The sequence below is a fragment of the Algoriphagus sp. genome (assembly GCF_046296635.1).
Classification (GTDB): Bacteria; Bacteroidota; Bacteroidia; order Cytophagales; family Cyclobacteriaceae; genus Algoriphagus.
Genome location: NZ_JBKBKZ010000018.1, coordinates 1 through 16,573, shown reverse-complemented (window position 1 = coordinate 16,573; position 16,573 = coordinate 1). Strand labels below are relative to the sequence as shown.

General features: G+C 41.4%; 18 protein-coding genes. 10 read left to right on the top strand and 8 right to left on the bottom strand.

Annotated elements, in window-relative coordinates; all coding sequences use genetic code 11:
* Position 1: 1 nt before the first annotated feature.
* A complete protein-coding gene (locus tag ACK4HU_RS13645) occupies positions 2-154 on the bottom strand; it encodes a lmo0937 family membrane protein (RefSeq protein ID WP_409807623.1) in 153 nt (50 codons plus the stop codon).
* 64 nt (positions 155-218) lie between these two features.
* Positions 219-1,982 carry a MutS-related protein gene (locus tag ACK4HU_RS13640; RefSeq protein WP_409807622.1) on the bottom strand — a complete coding sequence of 588 codons (1,764 nt, stop codon included), beginning with the start codon at positions 1,980-1,982 and terminating at the stop codon, positions 219-221.
* A 168-nt stretch (positions 1,983-2,150) separates the two neighbouring features.
* Between ACK4HU_RS13640 and ACK4HU_RS13635 the strand changes: the two genes are divergently transcribed.
* The 6 genes from ACK4HU_RS13635 (at position 2,151) to ACK4HU_RS13610 (ending at position 6,422) form a co-directional block, all read left to right on the top strand.
* The gene (locus ACK4HU_RS13635) at positions 2,151-2,537 is read left to right on the top strand and encodes a hypothetical protein (RefSeq protein WP_409807620.1); all 387 of its coding nucleotides are present in this window, start codon (positions 2,151-2,153) and stop codon (positions 2,535-2,537) included.
* A gap of 3 nt (positions 2,538-2,540) precedes the next feature.
* Complete coding sequence (locus ACK4HU_RS13630) at positions 2,541-3,734, top strand: GTP-binding protein (protein ID WP_409807619.1); 1,194 nt, start codon at positions 2,541-2,543, stop codon at positions 3,732-3,734.
* A gap of 16 nt (positions 3,735-3,750) precedes the next feature.
* On the top strand, positions 3,751-3,912 hold the full coding sequence (locus tag ACK4HU_RS13625) for a hypothetical protein (protein WP_409807617.1): 162 nt from the start codon (positions 3,751-3,753) through the stop codon (positions 3,910-3,912).
* Positions 3,913-3,948: 36 nt separating this feature from the next.
* Positions 3,949-4,776 carry a hypothetical protein gene (locus tag ACK4HU_RS13620; RefSeq protein WP_409807616.1) on the top strand — a complete coding sequence of 276 codons (828 nt, stop codon included), beginning with the start codon at positions 3,949-3,951 and terminating at the stop codon, positions 4,774-4,776.
* A 58-nt stretch (positions 4,777-4,834) separates the two neighbouring features.
* Positions 4,835-5,512: a nitroreductase family protein gene (locus ACK4HU_RS13615; RefSeq protein ID WP_409807614.1), complete on the top strand. Its 678-nt coding sequence runs from the start codon at positions 4,835-4,837 to the stop codon at positions 5,510-5,512.
* 61 nt (positions 5,513-5,573) lie between these two features.
* A complete protein-coding gene (locus ACK4HU_RS13610; protein WP_409807612.1) occupies positions 5,574-6,422 on the top strand; it encodes a hypothetical protein in 849 nt (282 codons plus the stop codon).
* Between the two features lie 432 nt (positions 6,423-6,854).
* Here the strand turns inward: ACK4HU_RS13610 and ACK4HU_RS13605 are convergent, their stop codons facing one another.
* From ACK4HU_RS13605 to ACK4HU_RS13595, 3 genes are read right to left on the bottom strand one after another with little or no spacing between them, the layout of a single operon-like run.
* Positions 6,855-7,685, bottom strand: coding sequence for a mechanosensitive ion channel family protein (locus tag ACK4HU_RS13605; protein WP_409807610.1), 831 nt, complete (start codon positions 7,683-7,685; stop codon positions 6,855-6,857).
* Between the two features lie 23 nt (positions 7,686-7,708).
* Positions 7,709-8,413, bottom strand: coding sequence for a methyltransferase domain-containing protein (locus tag ACK4HU_RS13600; RefSeq protein WP_409807608.1), 705 nt, complete (start codon positions 8,411-8,413; stop codon positions 7,709-7,711).
* A complete protein-coding gene (locus ACK4HU_RS13595; protein WP_409807607.1) occupies positions 8,410-9,489 on the bottom strand; it encodes a type III polyketide synthase in 1,080 nt (359 codons plus the stop codon). Before ACK4HU_RS13595 ends, ACK4HU_RS13600 begins: the two co-directional genes overlap by 4 nt.
* Positions 9,490-9,577: 88 nt before the next feature.
* Between ACK4HU_RS13595 and ACK4HU_RS13590 the strand changes: the two genes are divergently transcribed.
* The gene (locus tag ACK4HU_RS13590) at positions 9,578-10,474 is read left to right on the top strand and encodes a UbiA family prenyltransferase (RefSeq protein ID WP_409807605.1); all 897 of its coding nucleotides are present in this window, start codon (positions 9,578-9,580) and stop codon (positions 10,472-10,474) included.
* On the opposite strand, the gene ACK4HU_RS13585 is transcribed toward ACK4HU_RS13590, so the two are convergent.
* Positions 10,475-11,593, bottom strand: coding sequence for an NAD(P)/FAD-dependent oxidoreductase (locus ACK4HU_RS13585; protein ID WP_409807603.1), 1,119 nt, complete (start codon positions 11,591-11,593; stop codon positions 10,475-10,477).
* Between the two features lie 107 nt (positions 11,594-11,700).
* Here ACK4HU_RS13585 and ACK4HU_RS13580 point away from each other — a divergent pair, with 107 nt between their 5' ends.
* Positions 11,701-14,232, top strand: coding sequence for a zinc-dependent metalloprotease (locus ACK4HU_RS13580; protein WP_409807601.1), 2,532 nt, complete (start codon positions 11,701-11,703; stop codon positions 14,230-14,232).
* A 79-nt stretch (positions 14,233-14,311) separates the two neighbouring features.
* Positions 14,312-14,725, top strand: coding sequence for a Fur family transcriptional regulator (locus tag ACK4HU_RS13575; protein ID WP_409807599.1), 414 nt, complete (start codon positions 14,312-14,314; stop codon positions 14,723-14,725).
* Here ACK4HU_RS13575 and ACK4HU_RS13570 read toward each other — a convergent pair.
* Positions 14,722-14,952: a hypothetical protein gene (locus tag ACK4HU_RS13570; RefSeq protein WP_409807598.1), complete on the bottom strand. Its 231-nt coding sequence runs from the start codon at positions 14,950-14,952 to the stop codon at positions 14,722-14,724. The two genes, ACK4HU_RS13575 and ACK4HU_RS13570, sit on opposite strands and share 4 nt — an antisense overlap.
* A 289-nt stretch (positions 14,953-15,241) precedes the next feature.
* Between ACK4HU_RS13570 and ACK4HU_RS13565 the strand changes: the two genes are divergently transcribed.
* Positions 15,242-15,712 carry a YcxB family protein gene (locus ACK4HU_RS13565; protein WP_409807596.1) on the top strand — a complete coding sequence of 157 codons (471 nt, stop codon included), beginning with the start codon at positions 15,242-15,244 and terminating at the stop codon, positions 15,710-15,712.
* A 54-nt stretch (positions 15,713-15,766) separates the two neighbouring features.
* Here ACK4HU_RS13565 and ACK4HU_RS13560 read toward each other — a convergent pair whose 3' ends face one another.
* Complete coding sequence (locus tag ACK4HU_RS13560; RefSeq protein WP_409807594.1) at positions 15,767-16,267, bottom strand: fasciclin domain-containing protein; 501 nt, start codon at positions 16,265-16,267, stop codon at positions 15,767-15,769.
* Positions 16,268-16,573: the final 306 nt, after the last annotated feature.

Sequence of the window (16,573 nt, the reverse complement as noted above, 5' to 3'; positions counted from 1 at the left end):
CCTAGACGGTTCTTCCACTGATCAGACGAAGAATAACCGAGATGACAGCTAGGACTAATAGAATGTGGATTAGTCCTCCAACACTATAAAAGAAAACACCCAACAACCATCCGATGACTAAAATAACGGCGATTAAATAAAGTAGTGAGTTCATGGATTTTTGATTTAAGTAAACAATTGATTTTCTTCAAATCATTCAATCAAAATGCCAATCCGGACTATCTGAGGAATTTTATCCCCATCAATTCCATCAATTTATGGGCATTGAAGCTTGGACAGGGTCCTTTTTTGATTTTGTAGTCAAAGTCAATTGACTTGTCCAAAATCTCAGAATGGAAAGAAAAATTGTGGACTTTATCCACACTTTGTTCCAATTCCGACAATTCAATGTCATGCGTACTGATAATGCCAAAGCCTCTGGTTTGGAGAATTTGCCTGATTAAAGCTTCCGAACCGGAAATCCGATCCTGAGTATTTGTCCCTTTTAGAATTTCATCCAAAAGAAAAAATAAAGCCTCTCCTGATTCTAAACGCTCAATTAAATTGTGGATCCGGCTAAGTTCCGCATAAAAGGAACTGACGCTCTCTCCTAAGTTATCTGAATTGCGCATACTGGTATACAACTGAATCGGGCCCAAAGTCAGACTCAATCCAAACGGACTGAGGCCCAAATTGGCCAAGACGCAATTAATTCCCAGCGTTCTCAGGAAAGTAGTTTTGCCACTCATATTTGACCCTGTCAAAATCACCAGTCGATTTGCTTCATCAAATTCAATGGAATTGGGAATTGCAGTTCTTGGTAAAATAAGAGGATGAGACAGTTCTTGGGCGGAAAGGGAGAGCTCGGTAGACCACTCTACTTTTCCATTCCCCTCAAGTTGAGATTCAAATGCTCCTAGAGAGACCCAAATCTCCCATTTTTCCAGGTTTTCGGGTAAATGACTAAGTGATGAACCGACCTTTTTCTTCCATTTGGATAATTGGATAAAAAGGTAAAAGTCTGTCCAAAAAAGGATATTGATCAGTATATAGATCAAATTCTTTCGATTTTGAGTCCAAAGCCCGAGTCGGTCTAACTGTTTCAACTTCTGTGAGGCCGTTACATCTTTTCCAAAAAAGTCCTTTTCAATCTGTAAAGTGGAGCAATTGAAGGTTTCTTTCTCAATTTGTTTGGATCTGAGACCATAGGATTTAAGTGTGGTAGCCGATGGGATGGAGTCAGCTGCATTTTTCAAAGGGACAAAAACACGACTCAAAAACCCAAGGCCGAATAAAATCCAGAGCCCTATAAACGCCTCGGGAATCACGCCAACATAAACCAGGATAAACATCGCAATAGCACCAAGTGGCCCAAAAAAAGCTAAAATCAAATTAAGCACAGAATTCTTTTCCTTCTGTTCAAGCCATTTGATCCAAAATTCATAAGGTTTTTCTTCCTTTTGAAAGGCCAAACCTATGGCTTCCATGGAATCAAGGAATTCCTTCTTTTTCGAAAGTTCAGCAACTGCTTCCGAGCGAGATTTCGATGATTCTGGAACGAATGGACTTTTGATCAAGTCCGCCAATCGCTTTTTTCCATTTACTGAGGTGGTATGATTCAGCAATTGGAAAAGCGAATGATCCCCAAAAATATCCAGATCTCCCGAGAAAGGATGGTGTTTATCAGAAAACTCAGCACCCGAATCCAATTTCTCCAAGGTCCTATTTTTCCTTAACGCCTTATTTTCACTGATTTTAATCAAGGCCAAATAGATCTGCTCCTGATCTTTGAGTGTATTGGTTTTCTGAATCAGGTGGATAAAAACCGCAAGTGCTAAAGCTGTAAGTATATGCCAAAACGGGTTTTCTGAAACTCCTAAAACAAATAATGCTCCTGTTCCAAAGAACGTGATTAACCTATAAATACTTAGGGTGGAGGCTTGGCTTTGGAGGGTTTTGAGCTTTTCGGTGACCTGCTCGGTCTGGAAATCAAAATCAATCATGGCCAAAGATAACTATTGTAGGCTTGAAGAAAATTGATTTATATTTGCAATATTGTTGCATTTAAAATATCCATGTTTAGCAAACGAAAAGCACGATTTAATTCAAAAAGGCAGGCTTCCCAGGTATGCTATTGTCTCCTCATCATAGGTATTCTGACATCTTTTCAAATGCCACCTGAAAGGCTCTGGGAGCTTTTTTCTACGACCAAATTCACTGAAAAATATAATCGAACTCACGGATTATATTTCTATTACCCGAATTTCAATGCACAACTCAAAGGATTGGAAGGCAAACCCGTGGAACTTCAGGGATTCTACATTCCACTGGATTTGAAGCAGAACACCACCATCATCTTGTCAAAATACCCCATGGCCGAGTGCTTTTTCTGTGGGGGGTCCGGACCTGAAAGCGTGGCTATGGCACACTTAAAAGTCCCTCCTTCACGAAAACTCAAAATGGATCAAATCATCAAGGTGCGGGGAATACTACAACTCAATGCTGACGATGTCGAAGAAATGACATTCATTCTCAAAAATGCAGAAATAATCAATTAATCTATGGCAAATAAACTTCCGGTCACGGTACTTAGTGGCTTTTTAGGTGCGGGGAAAACCACCCTGCTCAATCACATTTTGAACAACAAAGAAGGGCTGAAAGTAGCTGTGATCGTCAATGATATGGGTGAAATCAATATTGATGCTCAGATCATTGCCCAAGGCAATACCCTTTCGAAGACTGAAGAAAAACTGGTGGAAATGAGTAATGGCTGCATCTGCTGCACGCTACGGGAAGACCTGATGCTCGAAATCGAAAAGCTCGCTTTGGAAAATCGCTTCGACTACCTCTTGATCGAAAGTTCAGGGATTTCTGAACCGCTACCGGTTGCGCAGACCTTTAGCTTCATTGACGAAGAAAAAGGCATCAACCTATCTAAATTCAGTCGATTAGACACCTTGGTGACCGTAGTAGATGCATTGAATTTTCCAAAAGATTTTGGAAGCGCTGAGACTGTATTCTCAAAAGGAATGAATGAGGACGAAGAGGATCAACGGTCGATCGTCAATCTCCTGACCGATCAAATTGAATTTGCAAATGTAATTTTACTTAATAAAACCGACCTGGTCAGCGAAACCCAAGCAGGTGAGTTAAGAGCCATTTTACAAAAACTAAATCCAAAAGCAAAAATAATCTACTCGGATCATGGCAAAATTGCACCTGAATTAATCCTAAATTCTGGGCTTTATGATGCAGAGGAACTGGAGGGCACTGATGCCTGGCAGGAAGAACTCCTAAAAGAGCATACGCCGGAGACTGAAGAATACGGAATTTCAAGTTTTGTATTTAGGGATCGTAAACCATTTCATCCACAGCGATTTTGGAAATATATTAATGAATCTTGGCCGGCGAGTATAATCCGAAGTAAAGGGCTTTTTTACATAGCTTCCCGAAAAAATGAAGCCATTTCTTGGTCTCAGGCTGGAGGAAGTCTCAAGGCAGATCCTGTTGGAGTTTGGTGGGCTTCGATGACTTTTAAGCAGAGAAGCCAATATGCTTCATTCATAGAAAACCAAAAGCACATCGAAAGTAAATGGGATAGGCTTTTCGGCGATCGAATGAATGAGTTGGTTTTAATAGGTCAATATCCAGATCAGGAACAAATCCAAAAAGAACTTGAATCTTGCCTTCTCACCAATCAAGAACTCAATTTATATTTTGAGGGCAAACCCTTTAAAGACAATTGGCCGTTCTAAGGGTAAAAGAGAACAAATGAACAAAAAACCAAAACCTGAAAAACCCATTGAAGAAGAATGGGATTTAAGCGAAGGAATGGGGATTTTACCATCTGATATTTCTTTCACTCAAAATATTGGATGTGTAGGTGGAAAGCCCAAAAAACCTATGATAGCGAAGCCCAAATCAGAAAATTAATTTTAGATTTACCTGATTTTTAAACGCTTAAATTTTATGAACAAACAATTTTCTATTCCATCGCTAGCTTTTTTGGCACTCATCCTTCTCGCACAGTTCTCTTGTTCAGATGATACAGATCCTACCAAGAATGAACCGAGTTTGGCAGTAGTTGAAGATGAATTTAAAATAAATGCCGCCTTCGAAGATTTGGACTTTCTCACTTTAGATGTACTCCAAAGAAGTGGCTTGGGGGCACGAACCCAAGCATCTGCTGACCTCTGTGCCAATGCAACAGTGACCCACAATGAAAATACCAGAAAAATTACTGTCGACTTCGGTACTGGATGCACGAGTCCCAACGGTGTAATTCGAAAAGGGAAAATACTTTTATCCTACACTGGGTCTAATTTTCTTTTTCCAGGAACTTCTATTGTCACCACTTTTGAAGGTTATGAGGTGAACGGTCTGAAGATTCAAGGAATTCGTACGATTACTAATGCTGGAATAAATCTGCTTACCAGTAGGGTCACCTTAAATGTGAAGATTGAAAACGGTCTTATCACTTGGCCGGACAATTCAAAAGTGACCTATAACAGTACTCAAGTCCGTCAGGCCACTTTGGGTAGTGCTGGGTACGATGTGTCGGTTACCGGAACAGCTTCAGGAAAAAGTAGAGGTGGTGTTGACTATACAGCCGCTGTAATCGAACCGCTGATCATTAAAGAAGTTTGTGCCCGAACCGGTGTGTTTATTCCAAGTTCCGGTGTCTTGGCATTTACCTATCAAAACTTTACAGTCACGGCTAACTACGGAATCGGCACTTGCGACAAAGTCGTCGAAATTACCTATCCAGGTGGTTCAAAAGAAATCACACTCGATTAACTAACAAAAAATTTCAAATGAAGCGGCTATCTTTCGAGATAGCCGTTTTTGTTTAACTATGGAAAGAAAATTAATCAACGGATACGAGCATGTCCGGTATCAAAGACCTGAAATTTCTGAGAATGAATTGATTAAAAATTCGGAAGAGTTTTATCAGCAAATGAATACTCGCAGGACGGTTCGGGAATTTGATACCCGTGATATTCCACTGGAAGTACTGGAAAATATCATCCGAACCGCCGGCACAGCTCCATCAGGCGCACATAAACAACCCTGGACTTTTTGTTTGATCTCCAATCCTGATATCAAAAAACAAATTCGTCAAGCTGCCGAGGAAGAAGAAAAAATATCCTATTCTCAACGAATGCCAGAGGACTGGAAAGCCGATTTAAGGCCTCTAGGCACAGATTGGGAAAAGCCATTTTTGGAGGACGCTCCTTATTTAATAATTGTTTTCAAGCAATCTTTTGGTACAGAGAAAGGAGAAAAAGTACAACATTACTATGTGTCTGAGTCAGTCGGCATTGCCTGCGGGTTTTTGATTGCAGCAATTCATCAAGCAGGACTCGTCACAGTCACTCACACACCAAGTCCGATGAATTTCTTGAGTAAAATATTGGGACGGCCAGTAAATGAGAAGCCCTTTCTTCTTTTGCCAGTTGGCTATCCAAGGCAAATAACCTACGTGCCTGATATTCACAGGAAAAGTTTAGAAGAAATAGAAGTGAAATATTAAACATTAATGAAGTCAAGAAGTCTAAAATCCGTAAATTCCAAATAATTTAAACTCAACTACCATGAAATCAGCTCCTTTAAACCCGATTAAGGTATTGGCAATTGTCGGCTTATTCCTTTTTGCTTCTTGCGAAAAAGAAGATGCCATGCCTTCAGCTCAATTTAATGAAACTGAGGAGACTTCCCAGGAAGTAGATTTGAATTCGGTGATGGAAGATGTCGATGAGGTAACCTTGTCTGGGTTTCAGCGAAGCGGATTCGCAAACAGAACCCTGGTATCCATGGAAGAGGATCTTTGTGAAAAGGTCAACATCGAATGGTTTCCAAATTTAAAAAAGATGATCATTGACTTTGGAGCCGGATGTACCAGTCCTCGGGGTGTCACTAGAAAAGGCAAAATGATAGTTACCTATACCGGAAGATATTGGACCCCGGGATCTGTAATCACCACAACTTTTGAAAATTTCTATGTTAATGACAGGAAAATTGAAGGCATCCGAGTTGTGAAAAACGAAGGCTTCAATGAAAGGGAAAAATTCTTTTCTTTTAGAATTACAATGGAAAGAGGAAAAATTACCTGGCCTGATAGAACCTTCAGAACTGTTGAATCCAGGCACGTAAGGCACATTTTTCTACCAAACGGAGATCGGGGAATTGTATATAAAGTTTTGGGAGGAAGCAAAGGAAAGAACAGGATGGGAAATGATTACCTCATTGAGATCAAATCCCCATTGATATACATGGAGCGATGCATTCGTTCAGGAATCAGAGTTCCAAGTGCTGGAATATTATCCTTGAAAATTCCATCACGTGAAGAAATGATCATTGATTTCGGTAGAGAAGTTTGCAATATGGAAGTAACTATAACCCGTGGCGGCGAGACCAAAACTATCACATTGCCCAGATCCTAAAATAAAAAAGGCTGTCTCAAAAAGAAGTCCATTGTCAGCCTGACACTTTGACTCCACTCAATGTGACAAGAGGCGAAGGTAATTTCTATGCAATTGGACTATATTTCTATTTCGTTTAATGTGAAATTTGGCACATATGAGACAGCCTTTTTTTTATTCTTTCTTCACCTAATGAACCGGTTAGCGCAAAGTCTTCAGTCCTGCCTCACCGTCAGGCGAGGTTCTGCCACGAAGCGAAGCGCCTCTGTGACCTTAAAAAAGGCCAATTGAGCTGAAAAGGTAAAAAGTCCAATCCAAAAGGCTTGATCCTTAAAGCCATTTTCTCAGAGTGCTCTGTGGTGAAATTTCTTTGCGCTCCTTTGCGAACCCTACCTACCGTCAGGCAGGTTTGTGGCAAAAAACAAATTCTAGCCACACTACTACCGCTTTCTCCTACTCTTCTTTTACGTGATGAAGAACACGCTGAGGGAATGGTATTTCGATTTCATTCTGATCAAAAGCTTCCTTGATTTTTTCCATGGTATCCCAGTAGACAGGCCACACATGTTCTCGATTAGCCCATGCTCGAACAACAAGATCTAAGGAACTGTCCCCAAAATTGTTTAGCCAAACCACAGGCGCTGGTTCGGCATGTACCCGATCATCATTTTTCAAAATTTCAAAAATAACTGCTCTGGCTTTTTTGATATCTGTATCATATGATACCCCTACATTGATGTCAACTCTTCGTGTAGGTTGAGAGGAAATATTCACCACATCAGAATTGGCCAAGCTTCCGTTTGGGATCACCACTTCCTTATTATCAAATGTAAACATGTGAGTATATAGAATATCAATTTTGGAAACAGAGCCTGTGTGTCCCTTCCCAGTAATCACATCGCCAACTTTAAAGGGCTTGAACAGCAATATCAAGACACCACCGGCAAAATTGGACAGAGATCCCTGCAATGCCAGACCAATTGCCAAACCAGCAGCTCCCAAAATTGCCAAAAACGAAGCCATTGGCACCCCTAATATCGTTGCCAAGCCAATAAACAATGACACAAAAAGCAAGGCTTTGACTAAACCAATCAGAAAGGTGTTTAAAGAAGGGTTTGAATCTCTTTTCTCAAGAATTATTCCGAAACCTTTAATGAATTTATTGATGATAAACTTAGCGATGAAGTAAAAAAGTAGGGCATAAATGAGAGTAGGGATAATTTTGTAAGCTAGTGCTATCCCTTGTTCTAAAAGTGAATTAACGGCTTCAGGAGACAATTCCATAGTTTTTAAATTAAGGTTAATATTTAAAACAAGACCAAAACTTGCCATCTAAATGCCCAAAACCAACTGATTTGATAATTATTTATTCCAGCTACTTCTAATATCCGCTTCAGGTCTGCCTTTCTAAAACTTCTCAGAACAGAGAGTGAGGCATCATTTTGGACCATGGGAGATTTACTGAAAAGCTTGGTCAGAATCCTTATACTGTGAAAAGCAAACCAATGACGATGCAGATCATTGATCACAAAACCAAGGGATGCTTTCTCCCTAAAAGCTCGGAATAGACCCCCCAACTCCCCGTCAGTAAAGTGATGAGTAAAGAGCGTGCAAGTGATGATATCCACCTTTTCCTTGGAAAATTCCGGTTCAAATACATTCTGAACCTGCCAGTGGACATTGGTCACATCATTAAGTCTAACCTTAGCTAGCTCGATAATGTTCCTGTTTGCATCAATTCCCACAAAATCCACTTGCCTATTTTTGGATTGTGACCAGTCATTCATGATTCGAATCATGTCACCTCCACCGCAACCGATATCCGCAATTCTGTAGGAATATTGTGGGCGATGCGACATGATTTTATTCAATCCATTGGTCGTCACATGATTTCCACCCAGCCAATGATTGATAGTTTTCAGTTCACGAAGCGTTTGGGCGAGTTCTTCCCCTGAACACTCAAGGTCGTCCATGAGCTCTTTTTCCTCACTTCGCTTCGCAAATTTGCTCATTGCTTAATCAAATGCATAGTTTCTAAAGTTAAGCCAGGTCCGAATCCCATTGAAAGAATTTCTCCATGCACCAAAGGGTCTTTAATCATTCGCTCAAGCACAAAAAGAATTGTCGCTGAAGACATATTGCCAAACTGACGAAGAACTTCCCCTGCATGAAAATTGACTTCGGGTGCCAGTCCGAAGGCCTCCTGCACTTTTTGAAGGATTTGCTTTCCTCCGGGATGAATGGCGAAATTTTGAATTTGGCTAAGCCCAAATTTTCGTTCAAATGCATCTTTTAGCTCATTGATCCCTTTGTCCAAAAGCGCAGGAATATATTTGCTGAGTTTCATTTCAAATCCAAAGTCTCCGATTCCCCAAGCCATGTCGTGTTCACCTTCTCGAAGTACTTGGCTGAGATAGGAGTTTATCTTTAAGCCTTTATCTGAATTCATAATCAAGGCTGCAGCGGCCCCGTCACCAAAAAGCGAATTAGCAAGGATATTATCATCTGAATATTCCTTTTGGAAATGTAGGGTGCAGAGTTCTACAGATACCACCAAAACCTTGGCTTCAGGCTCAGCTCTAACGATTTTATCGGCAAGCTTAAGACCTGTAAATGCTGCATAGCATCCCATAAAATGAATACAATAGCGCTCGACATCATCCCCAAGTCCGAGTTTTTCCATCAGTTGAAGCTCCACTCCCGGAGCCACCATTCCCGTACAGGACACTAATATCAAATGGGTCAGGGACTTGGCATTCTCGCCGACTTGTTCCAAACAGGAGATGGAAGCATTAGCAGCAAGATTAGGAGCAGTCTGCTGGAACACCTCCATCCTGGCCTTGGTCCCAGGAAAGGGAATAAGTTGCTGATTTTTGGGAAAAAAAGTAAAGTCTTCCACTTGAAGTTTATCAAAATCATCAATGACACTATGTCTGAAATCAATTCCTGACATCCGGTAAAAAAAACCCAACTTTCGGCTATCGGATTCGTCCAGCTGATGAGCCAGCTTCATAAATCGGGCAATTTCTGCCTGGGGGATTGGGGCTCCGGGATTGGAAAGCCCAATGCTGACTATACTGGAATTCATGAAATTAAGTTAAGCGATTATTTCTAAATTTGAAGTTAATAGATACAACCATCCTGCCAAGAGAAGGTTAATTAAACAAATAAAATCCATGATAACCCTATCTAGTATTCGCCATTTGCGCATCCCATTTTCACTTTTTTTGATGCCCGTTTTTCTTTTCGCACTCGCACTTACCCCAAACCTTAATGAAGGTCGACTCCTGTTGGTTTTTCTGGCACTTCACTTATTCCTTTACCCTAGTAGCAATGGATACAATAGCTTCTTTGATCGGGATGAAGAAAGCATCGGCGGATTAAAGCACCCTCCGAAAGTGACTCCAGATCTTTATTGGCTTTCGATGGTTTTTTTACTCATTGCATTGATACTTGGGGCAAAAATCAGCTGGTCTTTTGCCAGTATGCTTTTGGTGTATGCGCTGGTAAGCATGGCATATTCTCATCCCAAAATTCGTATAAAAAAGTACGCTTGGGCTAGTTGGTTTATTGCAGGGTTTTTTCAGGGGTACTTTACTTTTGCGCTTGCCTATGCAGGGATAAGCGATTTGGGATGGGACGTGATTTTCAGACCTCACGTAATTATTCCCGGACTATTGACCAGCATGATGCTGTGGGGGAACTATCCCCTCACTCAGGTTTATCAACATCAGGAAGACTCCAAAAGAGGGGATCATACGCTGAGTATCAAGTTGGGAATAAAAGGGACTTTTCTCTTTTCAACCCTATTTTTTGCACTTACTGGAGCACTGTTTTTCTGGTACTTTCTGGATAGAAATCAAACTCCAATAGTTTGGGTTTACCTCAGTGCGATGGCACCTATCCTACTTTTCTTCCTGATTTGGTTCAGATTTGTCTTGCACAATCCAGAGAAGCACGCTTCCTATTCTTGGACTATGGGGATGAATACCATTTCAGCGTTGGCTTTGAACGCTTTCTTCATTTACTATTTCCTTGAAAACACTCAAGTGTTGCAGGTCTTTGGGAATTGATCAAAAAGGCCTACCATGTGTGCTTTTGATGATTTGCTTCGCAAAAAAAGGAACGTGATCGATTAGGTTTCGAGCTAAAACCGATGCGCCACCAGAACCAAATAGCCGCTGCACATTTCTCCCTACCCAAAGTCGTTGTCGGAATTCCTTTATCCAAGCATTTGTATAGGCAGATTCGACTTCATTTCGGTTCTTTTGAGCTATAATCGATTCGGCAGCCAACTTCCCCGAGTGGATAGCCATCGCCATTCCGTTTCCACAAAGTGGAGTAATGAGTCCCGCTGCGTCTCCAGCCATCAGAATGTGATTTTCAACCGGCTCTTTTCGCTCAAAGTTAATCTCATTGATCACTTCAGGTTTTTCAAAAAGGAATTCACTCTCCTGAAAAATTCGTTTCAAAATGGGGTTTTTCCATAAAACTTGGCGTTCCATTTCCTCCACAGACCCAAACTTCCTGAGCTGATCTCGACTTCCCAAATAACATAAATTGAATTTCCCTTCTTCGATCGCATTGATACCACAGTACCCGCCATGGAAATTATACAGAGCAACTGTATCCCTTGCAAAATCTGTATTAATGTGATACTTCACACCGATGTATGGACTCCGTTGCTCAATGAAGGATCGCTTGAGGGACTTGTCAAGCTTACTTCGCTTTCCAAAAGCCCCGATGACAAAACCTCCCCGGATTACAGTATGATCAGAAAGGCTAATTGAAAAAGAGTTTGATTTTTCGTCAAAATTCACATCCGATACTTGTGTTCCCTCCCTTACTTCAACTCCAGCTTTTTGTGCTTCGCCTACCAACCATGCATCTAATGCAAACCTACTTATACCAAATCCCCCAAGATCTAATGGGGTTTGGACAGTTTTCCCTCCAGTATCACTAAACTCAAACTGAGTAATCTTGGGCAAATCTAAAAACTCCGGATAAAGCTGTTCTCTTTTCAAAAAATCCAACACTTCATTGGAAATATACTCTCCACAAACCCTGTGAAATGGAAATGTTTTTTTCTCGAGCAGCACTATGCTTTTGCCTTTCCGCGCCAGAAGGATAGAAGAAATGAGTCCTGCTAGTCCACCACCGATTACAATAATTAGATTTTCTGTTCCCTTCAAGTGCCTTTGATTTGATGATTCAACCGCTTATAAAAAAATAAGTTTCAACGCCGTCATATCCCATTGTTTGGAAGTTACTTTAATTCTAGAAATCAACTTAATATATTATGCATTACACCTTACCCAAATTACTGAGGAGAACCGCCTTTGTCATTGGAGTAATGGGATCTCTGTTCTACGCAGAGGACTCATTTGCCCAAAAGAAAAAGAAAAAAGGTCAAGAAACTCCGGCCGCTGCACCCACACCAAGACCAGCAGCAACTCCTGCAAATGGTCCTAAACCTTACAAAGAGGTCATCACTGCCAAAGCAAAAACCAAAGATGGACTGTTCAAAGTTCATGCTATAGAAGATAAATACTTCTACGAAATTCCGGATTCACTTCTGGGTCGCGACATGTTATTGGTCGTAAGAATCGCCAAAACAGCGGACGGGCTTGGCTATGGTGGTGAAAACACCAATAACTTGATGGTCCGTTGGGAGAAAAACAATGACGACATCCTCCTCAAAGTTGTCTCTGTAAACAATTACGCTGCGGACTCACTGCCAATTTCAATGGCCGTGAAAGCTTCTAACTTGGAGCCAATTCTTCAGAAATTCGCCATCAAATCCAGAGCAACAGATTCTACCGGGACCGTCATTGAGGTCACCGATTTGTTCAATAAAGATAATCAAGCCCTTGGCTTACAGCGAAACAGAAGGACTGAGTATAAGGTGTCCAGACTTGACACCGACCGATCCTACATCGTGACTGTCAATCCCTATCCGATTAACATCGAAGCTCGATATGTGCTTACTTATGCTGCCACTGATCCCCCTTCCAACAGTGCCACAGGCCTAATCACATTGGAAATGAACGCTTCCATGTTACTTCTTCCCAAGGAACCTATGAAGCAGCGTTTGGCAGATCGACGAGTAGGTTGGTTTGCAAGATCCTATGTTGACTATGGTGCTGATGAGCAGCGAGCAACTTCCCGTCGCTATTTGGACCGTTGGAGACTGGAAGTAAAGCCAGAGGACATGGAGAAGTTTAAGCGAGGAGAATTGGTAGAACCTGTCAAACCAATCGTTTATTATATCGATCCGGCTACACCGGCGAAGTGGGTACCTTACCTGAAACAAGGTGTGGAAGATTGGCAGAAAGCCTTTGAAGCAGCAGGTTTCAAGAATGCAATTCTTGCTAAAGACGCACCGACTGCCGAAGAAGATCCGACTTGGAGCCCGGAAGATGCACGATTCTCAGTAATCAGATATTTTGCCTCAGACATTCAGAATGCTTACGGACCTCACGTTTCGGATCCAAGATCAGGTGAAATTCTTGAGTCGGATATCGGGTGGTACCACAACGTGATGAACTTGTTGAGAAACTGGTTTTTCATCCAAACGGCAGCAATCAACCCAGACGCTAGAGGTGTAAATTTCAGTGATGAGGTCATGGGCCGATTGATCCGTTTTGTGTCTGCTCATGAAGTAGGTCATACGTTAGGTCTCCCACACAATTTCGCTTCTTCAGTTGCTTACCCGGTAGAGAAGCTTCGTGACCCAGCATTCACCAAAGAATTTGGTACCGCACCTTCCATTATGGACTATGCGAGATTCAACTACATCGCCCAGCCAGAGGATAAGGGTGTAAGCTTGATGCCTGATGTAGGACCTTATGACAAATATGCCATCATGTGGGGATACCGTCCGATTCCGGAGGCTGCCACTCCTGAAGATGAACGTCCTATTTTGGATAAGTGGATCTTGGACAAAAAAGGTGATCCTGTCTACAGATATGGTCGTCAAGGCAACAACTATGATCCAACTACTCAATCTGAAGACTTGGGTGACAATGCGATGAAAGCTTCCGAATACGGAATTAAAAACTTACAGCGCATTATGCCAAACCTAATGGAATGGACAGCTGAAGAAAACAAACCATTTAAGGACTATGCTGATCTTTCAGAAATGTACGGTCAGGTCATTGGTCAATTTAACCGTTATATGGGGCATGTAAGAACCAATGTGGGCGGTGTCTCTGAAGTATATAAGTCAGTGGGTCAGGATGAAGCAGTCTATACGCACACTTCTAAGGAGATGCAAAAATCTGCCGTTGATTTCATCAACAAGCAGTTGTTTGCAACGCCTACGTGGTTGATGGATGATAAAATCATTTCCCGTATTGGTGATTTCGGTGCCTTGGAAAGAATCCGTGGTATCCAAGTGACCTCGCTTAATGGAATCCTGGATTGGGGTCGATTGGGCCGTGTGATCGAGAATGAAGCAATCAACGGAAATGATGCCTACAAAATGACTGAATTGTTTGATGATTTGAGAAAAGGCATTTGGACCGAACTTGCAGCCGGCAGAACGATCGATGTACACCGTAGATCTCTTCAGCGCGCGCATATTGAGCGACTTGAATTATTGCTTACTGGAAATGAACCTAATCTGCCTGCCCAGTTTAGGGCTTTTGTTGGGCCCCAAATCAATGTGTCTCAGTCTGACATCAGACCAATGGCAAGAGGCGAATTGAAAACACTTCAAAGCCAAGTAAGAGGTGCAATTGGACGAACTTCCGACCGAATGTCAAAACTCCACCTAGAGGATGTGTTGGCACGAATTGAGAAAATTCTCTCCGAAGAATCCGGAAAATAAACACTTAAAAGGCGCTGAATTCGGCGCCTTTTTTTTCACTTCCGTTTTTTGAGTTAATTTGACCTTCCAAAGAAAAGTCATGCTTAGCCCACTAACCATACTCCAGTCACATAAGCTCAGGATTACTGACTGCAGACTGGATATCATTCAGGAGTTTCTTGCTAAAAATGTCGCCCTTTCCCATTCTGACCTTGAGGATACACTCAATCAGCAATTTGATCGAGTAACAATTTATCGGACGCTGAAAACCTTTTTGGACAAAGATCTCATTCACAAGGTCCTGGATGATAGTGGAGCGACTAAATACGCCCTCTGTGCGCATGGAGAATCAGAGCATCACCACAATCACGAGCATGTTCACTTCAAATGTGAAACATGTGGTGAAACCACTTGCCTTGAGGATATCACGCTTCCCCAAGTCAAATTACCTGCAGGCTTCATAAAAAAGGAAATGAACCTTCTTGTACAGGGAGTTTGCGAAAAATGCCATTAATAATCTATCGGCTCAGGTTTTCTTGATTTTTGAGGAGAATCTGATGGCCAAATTACCCCGGGAGGCAAGTCGATTTTAGGAGGAGTAAAATTCTCAATCCCTCCATCTCCATCATCATTACTACTATTTCCCCTTCTCAGCGAATTCTTCGTCATCGTAGCAACGAAATAAATCAGGATGACATAAGCCACACCACACATAAAGAGATCTATGACAAGACTGTTCATGGCTAAAAATTTTGAGATAAGTTAATCGAATACAGGTTTAAAATCAATCGATTAATACTTTTGTTTAATATGAATATAATTTTTTCTTAAAGTCTTTCTTCCTGATAGCTCTCAGGCCTTTTGGTAGGATTCTACATGGGATTATATAATTTCCACCCTTCGTCGTGCAATGGTCATGCCTGTCTGCCAAAGGCCGACTCGATTCAGTACTCCTGTCGAATTTATGATTTTTTTCGACTTGCTTAATCACTTGGATAGGTGGATATTTGCGCTTTCAAATTCGTAACCGATGATTATCAAAACTAAAAAATACCAACTAGCCACTGGAACATACATCAAAATGGGTCTGAAATCCATCCTTAAAGAACAGTGGTGGGTCATCCTAATTGCCCTCGCCATCTGTTTAGGTTATTTATGGATTGCTTCAATTTGGTGGTTTATAGGTGCCGTGATTGCTTACGGACTGTATGTGCTTTTCTGGACTATCCAATTCACCGGAGTCACTCAAATGGAACAGAACAAAGCAATATTCCAAAAAATGGCCTACGAAATCGACAGCCGACAGATCCTTATGAAAATCAACGTACGGGAGGGAATGCCCATCCAATGGAACATGATCAAACGAGTAGAATTGACCAAAGATGCGTTTGTACTTTACCTGTCAAAGGCCCAATTTATTCATCTACCTTTCCGAATTTTTAATAGCGAAAATGACAAGAAATTCATGGAAACAATTCTTAAGCGAAAGGAACTAATTTAACATAAAAAAGCCCTCTGAACAAAATTCAGAGGGCTTTTTTATGACATTCCGAAATTACATTTTTGGAAGAATCACAGTGTCGATCACGTGAACCACACCATTGCTCGCCTCGATATCGGCGGTAGTTACTGTAGCATTGTCAATCATTGCTTTTCCATTAGCCAAAGTGACTGTGATTTCAGAACCCTGTACAGTCTTGGCTTTCTGACCATTCTTTAGATCAGAAGACATTACCTTACCCGGAACGACATGGTAAGTCAACACTGCTACCAATTGCGCTTTGTTTTCAGGCTTCAATAAATTTTCAACAGTTCCTGCCGGCAACTTGGCAAATGCCTCATTAGTTGGAGCAAATACTGTAAATGGTCCGTCACCTTTCAACACGTCTACTAAGTCACCTGCTTGTACAGCAGCAACGAGTGTAGACAAGAATTCTGTGGCAACTGCCAAGTCAACGATGTCTGCTTCGACTTCGTGAACGTTGGTTGATTTGGGAGTGAATGCTGATGCGAAGAAAATCGTCATCACCATCAGGATAGAAAGTACTTTTTGCATGGTAGAAATATTTTTGGTTTATGGTAGACGAACAGCCTGTTTTAAGTAATTGTTTTTCAAAAACTTGTTAAGAATCTTCAATGGAGGATATCAGGTAGATACGGTTGAGATTTTGTGTAAAAGGAAGGCCTCGACTTGGTTCGACCTACTCTCCAACCTATGCTCGGCACCCATTTGTTTCATTTAAAAATTATGTAAATGCGAAATCTTACCAGTAGTTAAATTATAATCTGATTATCCGCTTCTTTGCCAGTAGATCAAAATGGCCTCGACTTTGCTCGGCCACCGGATTTCGGTTTATTAAAG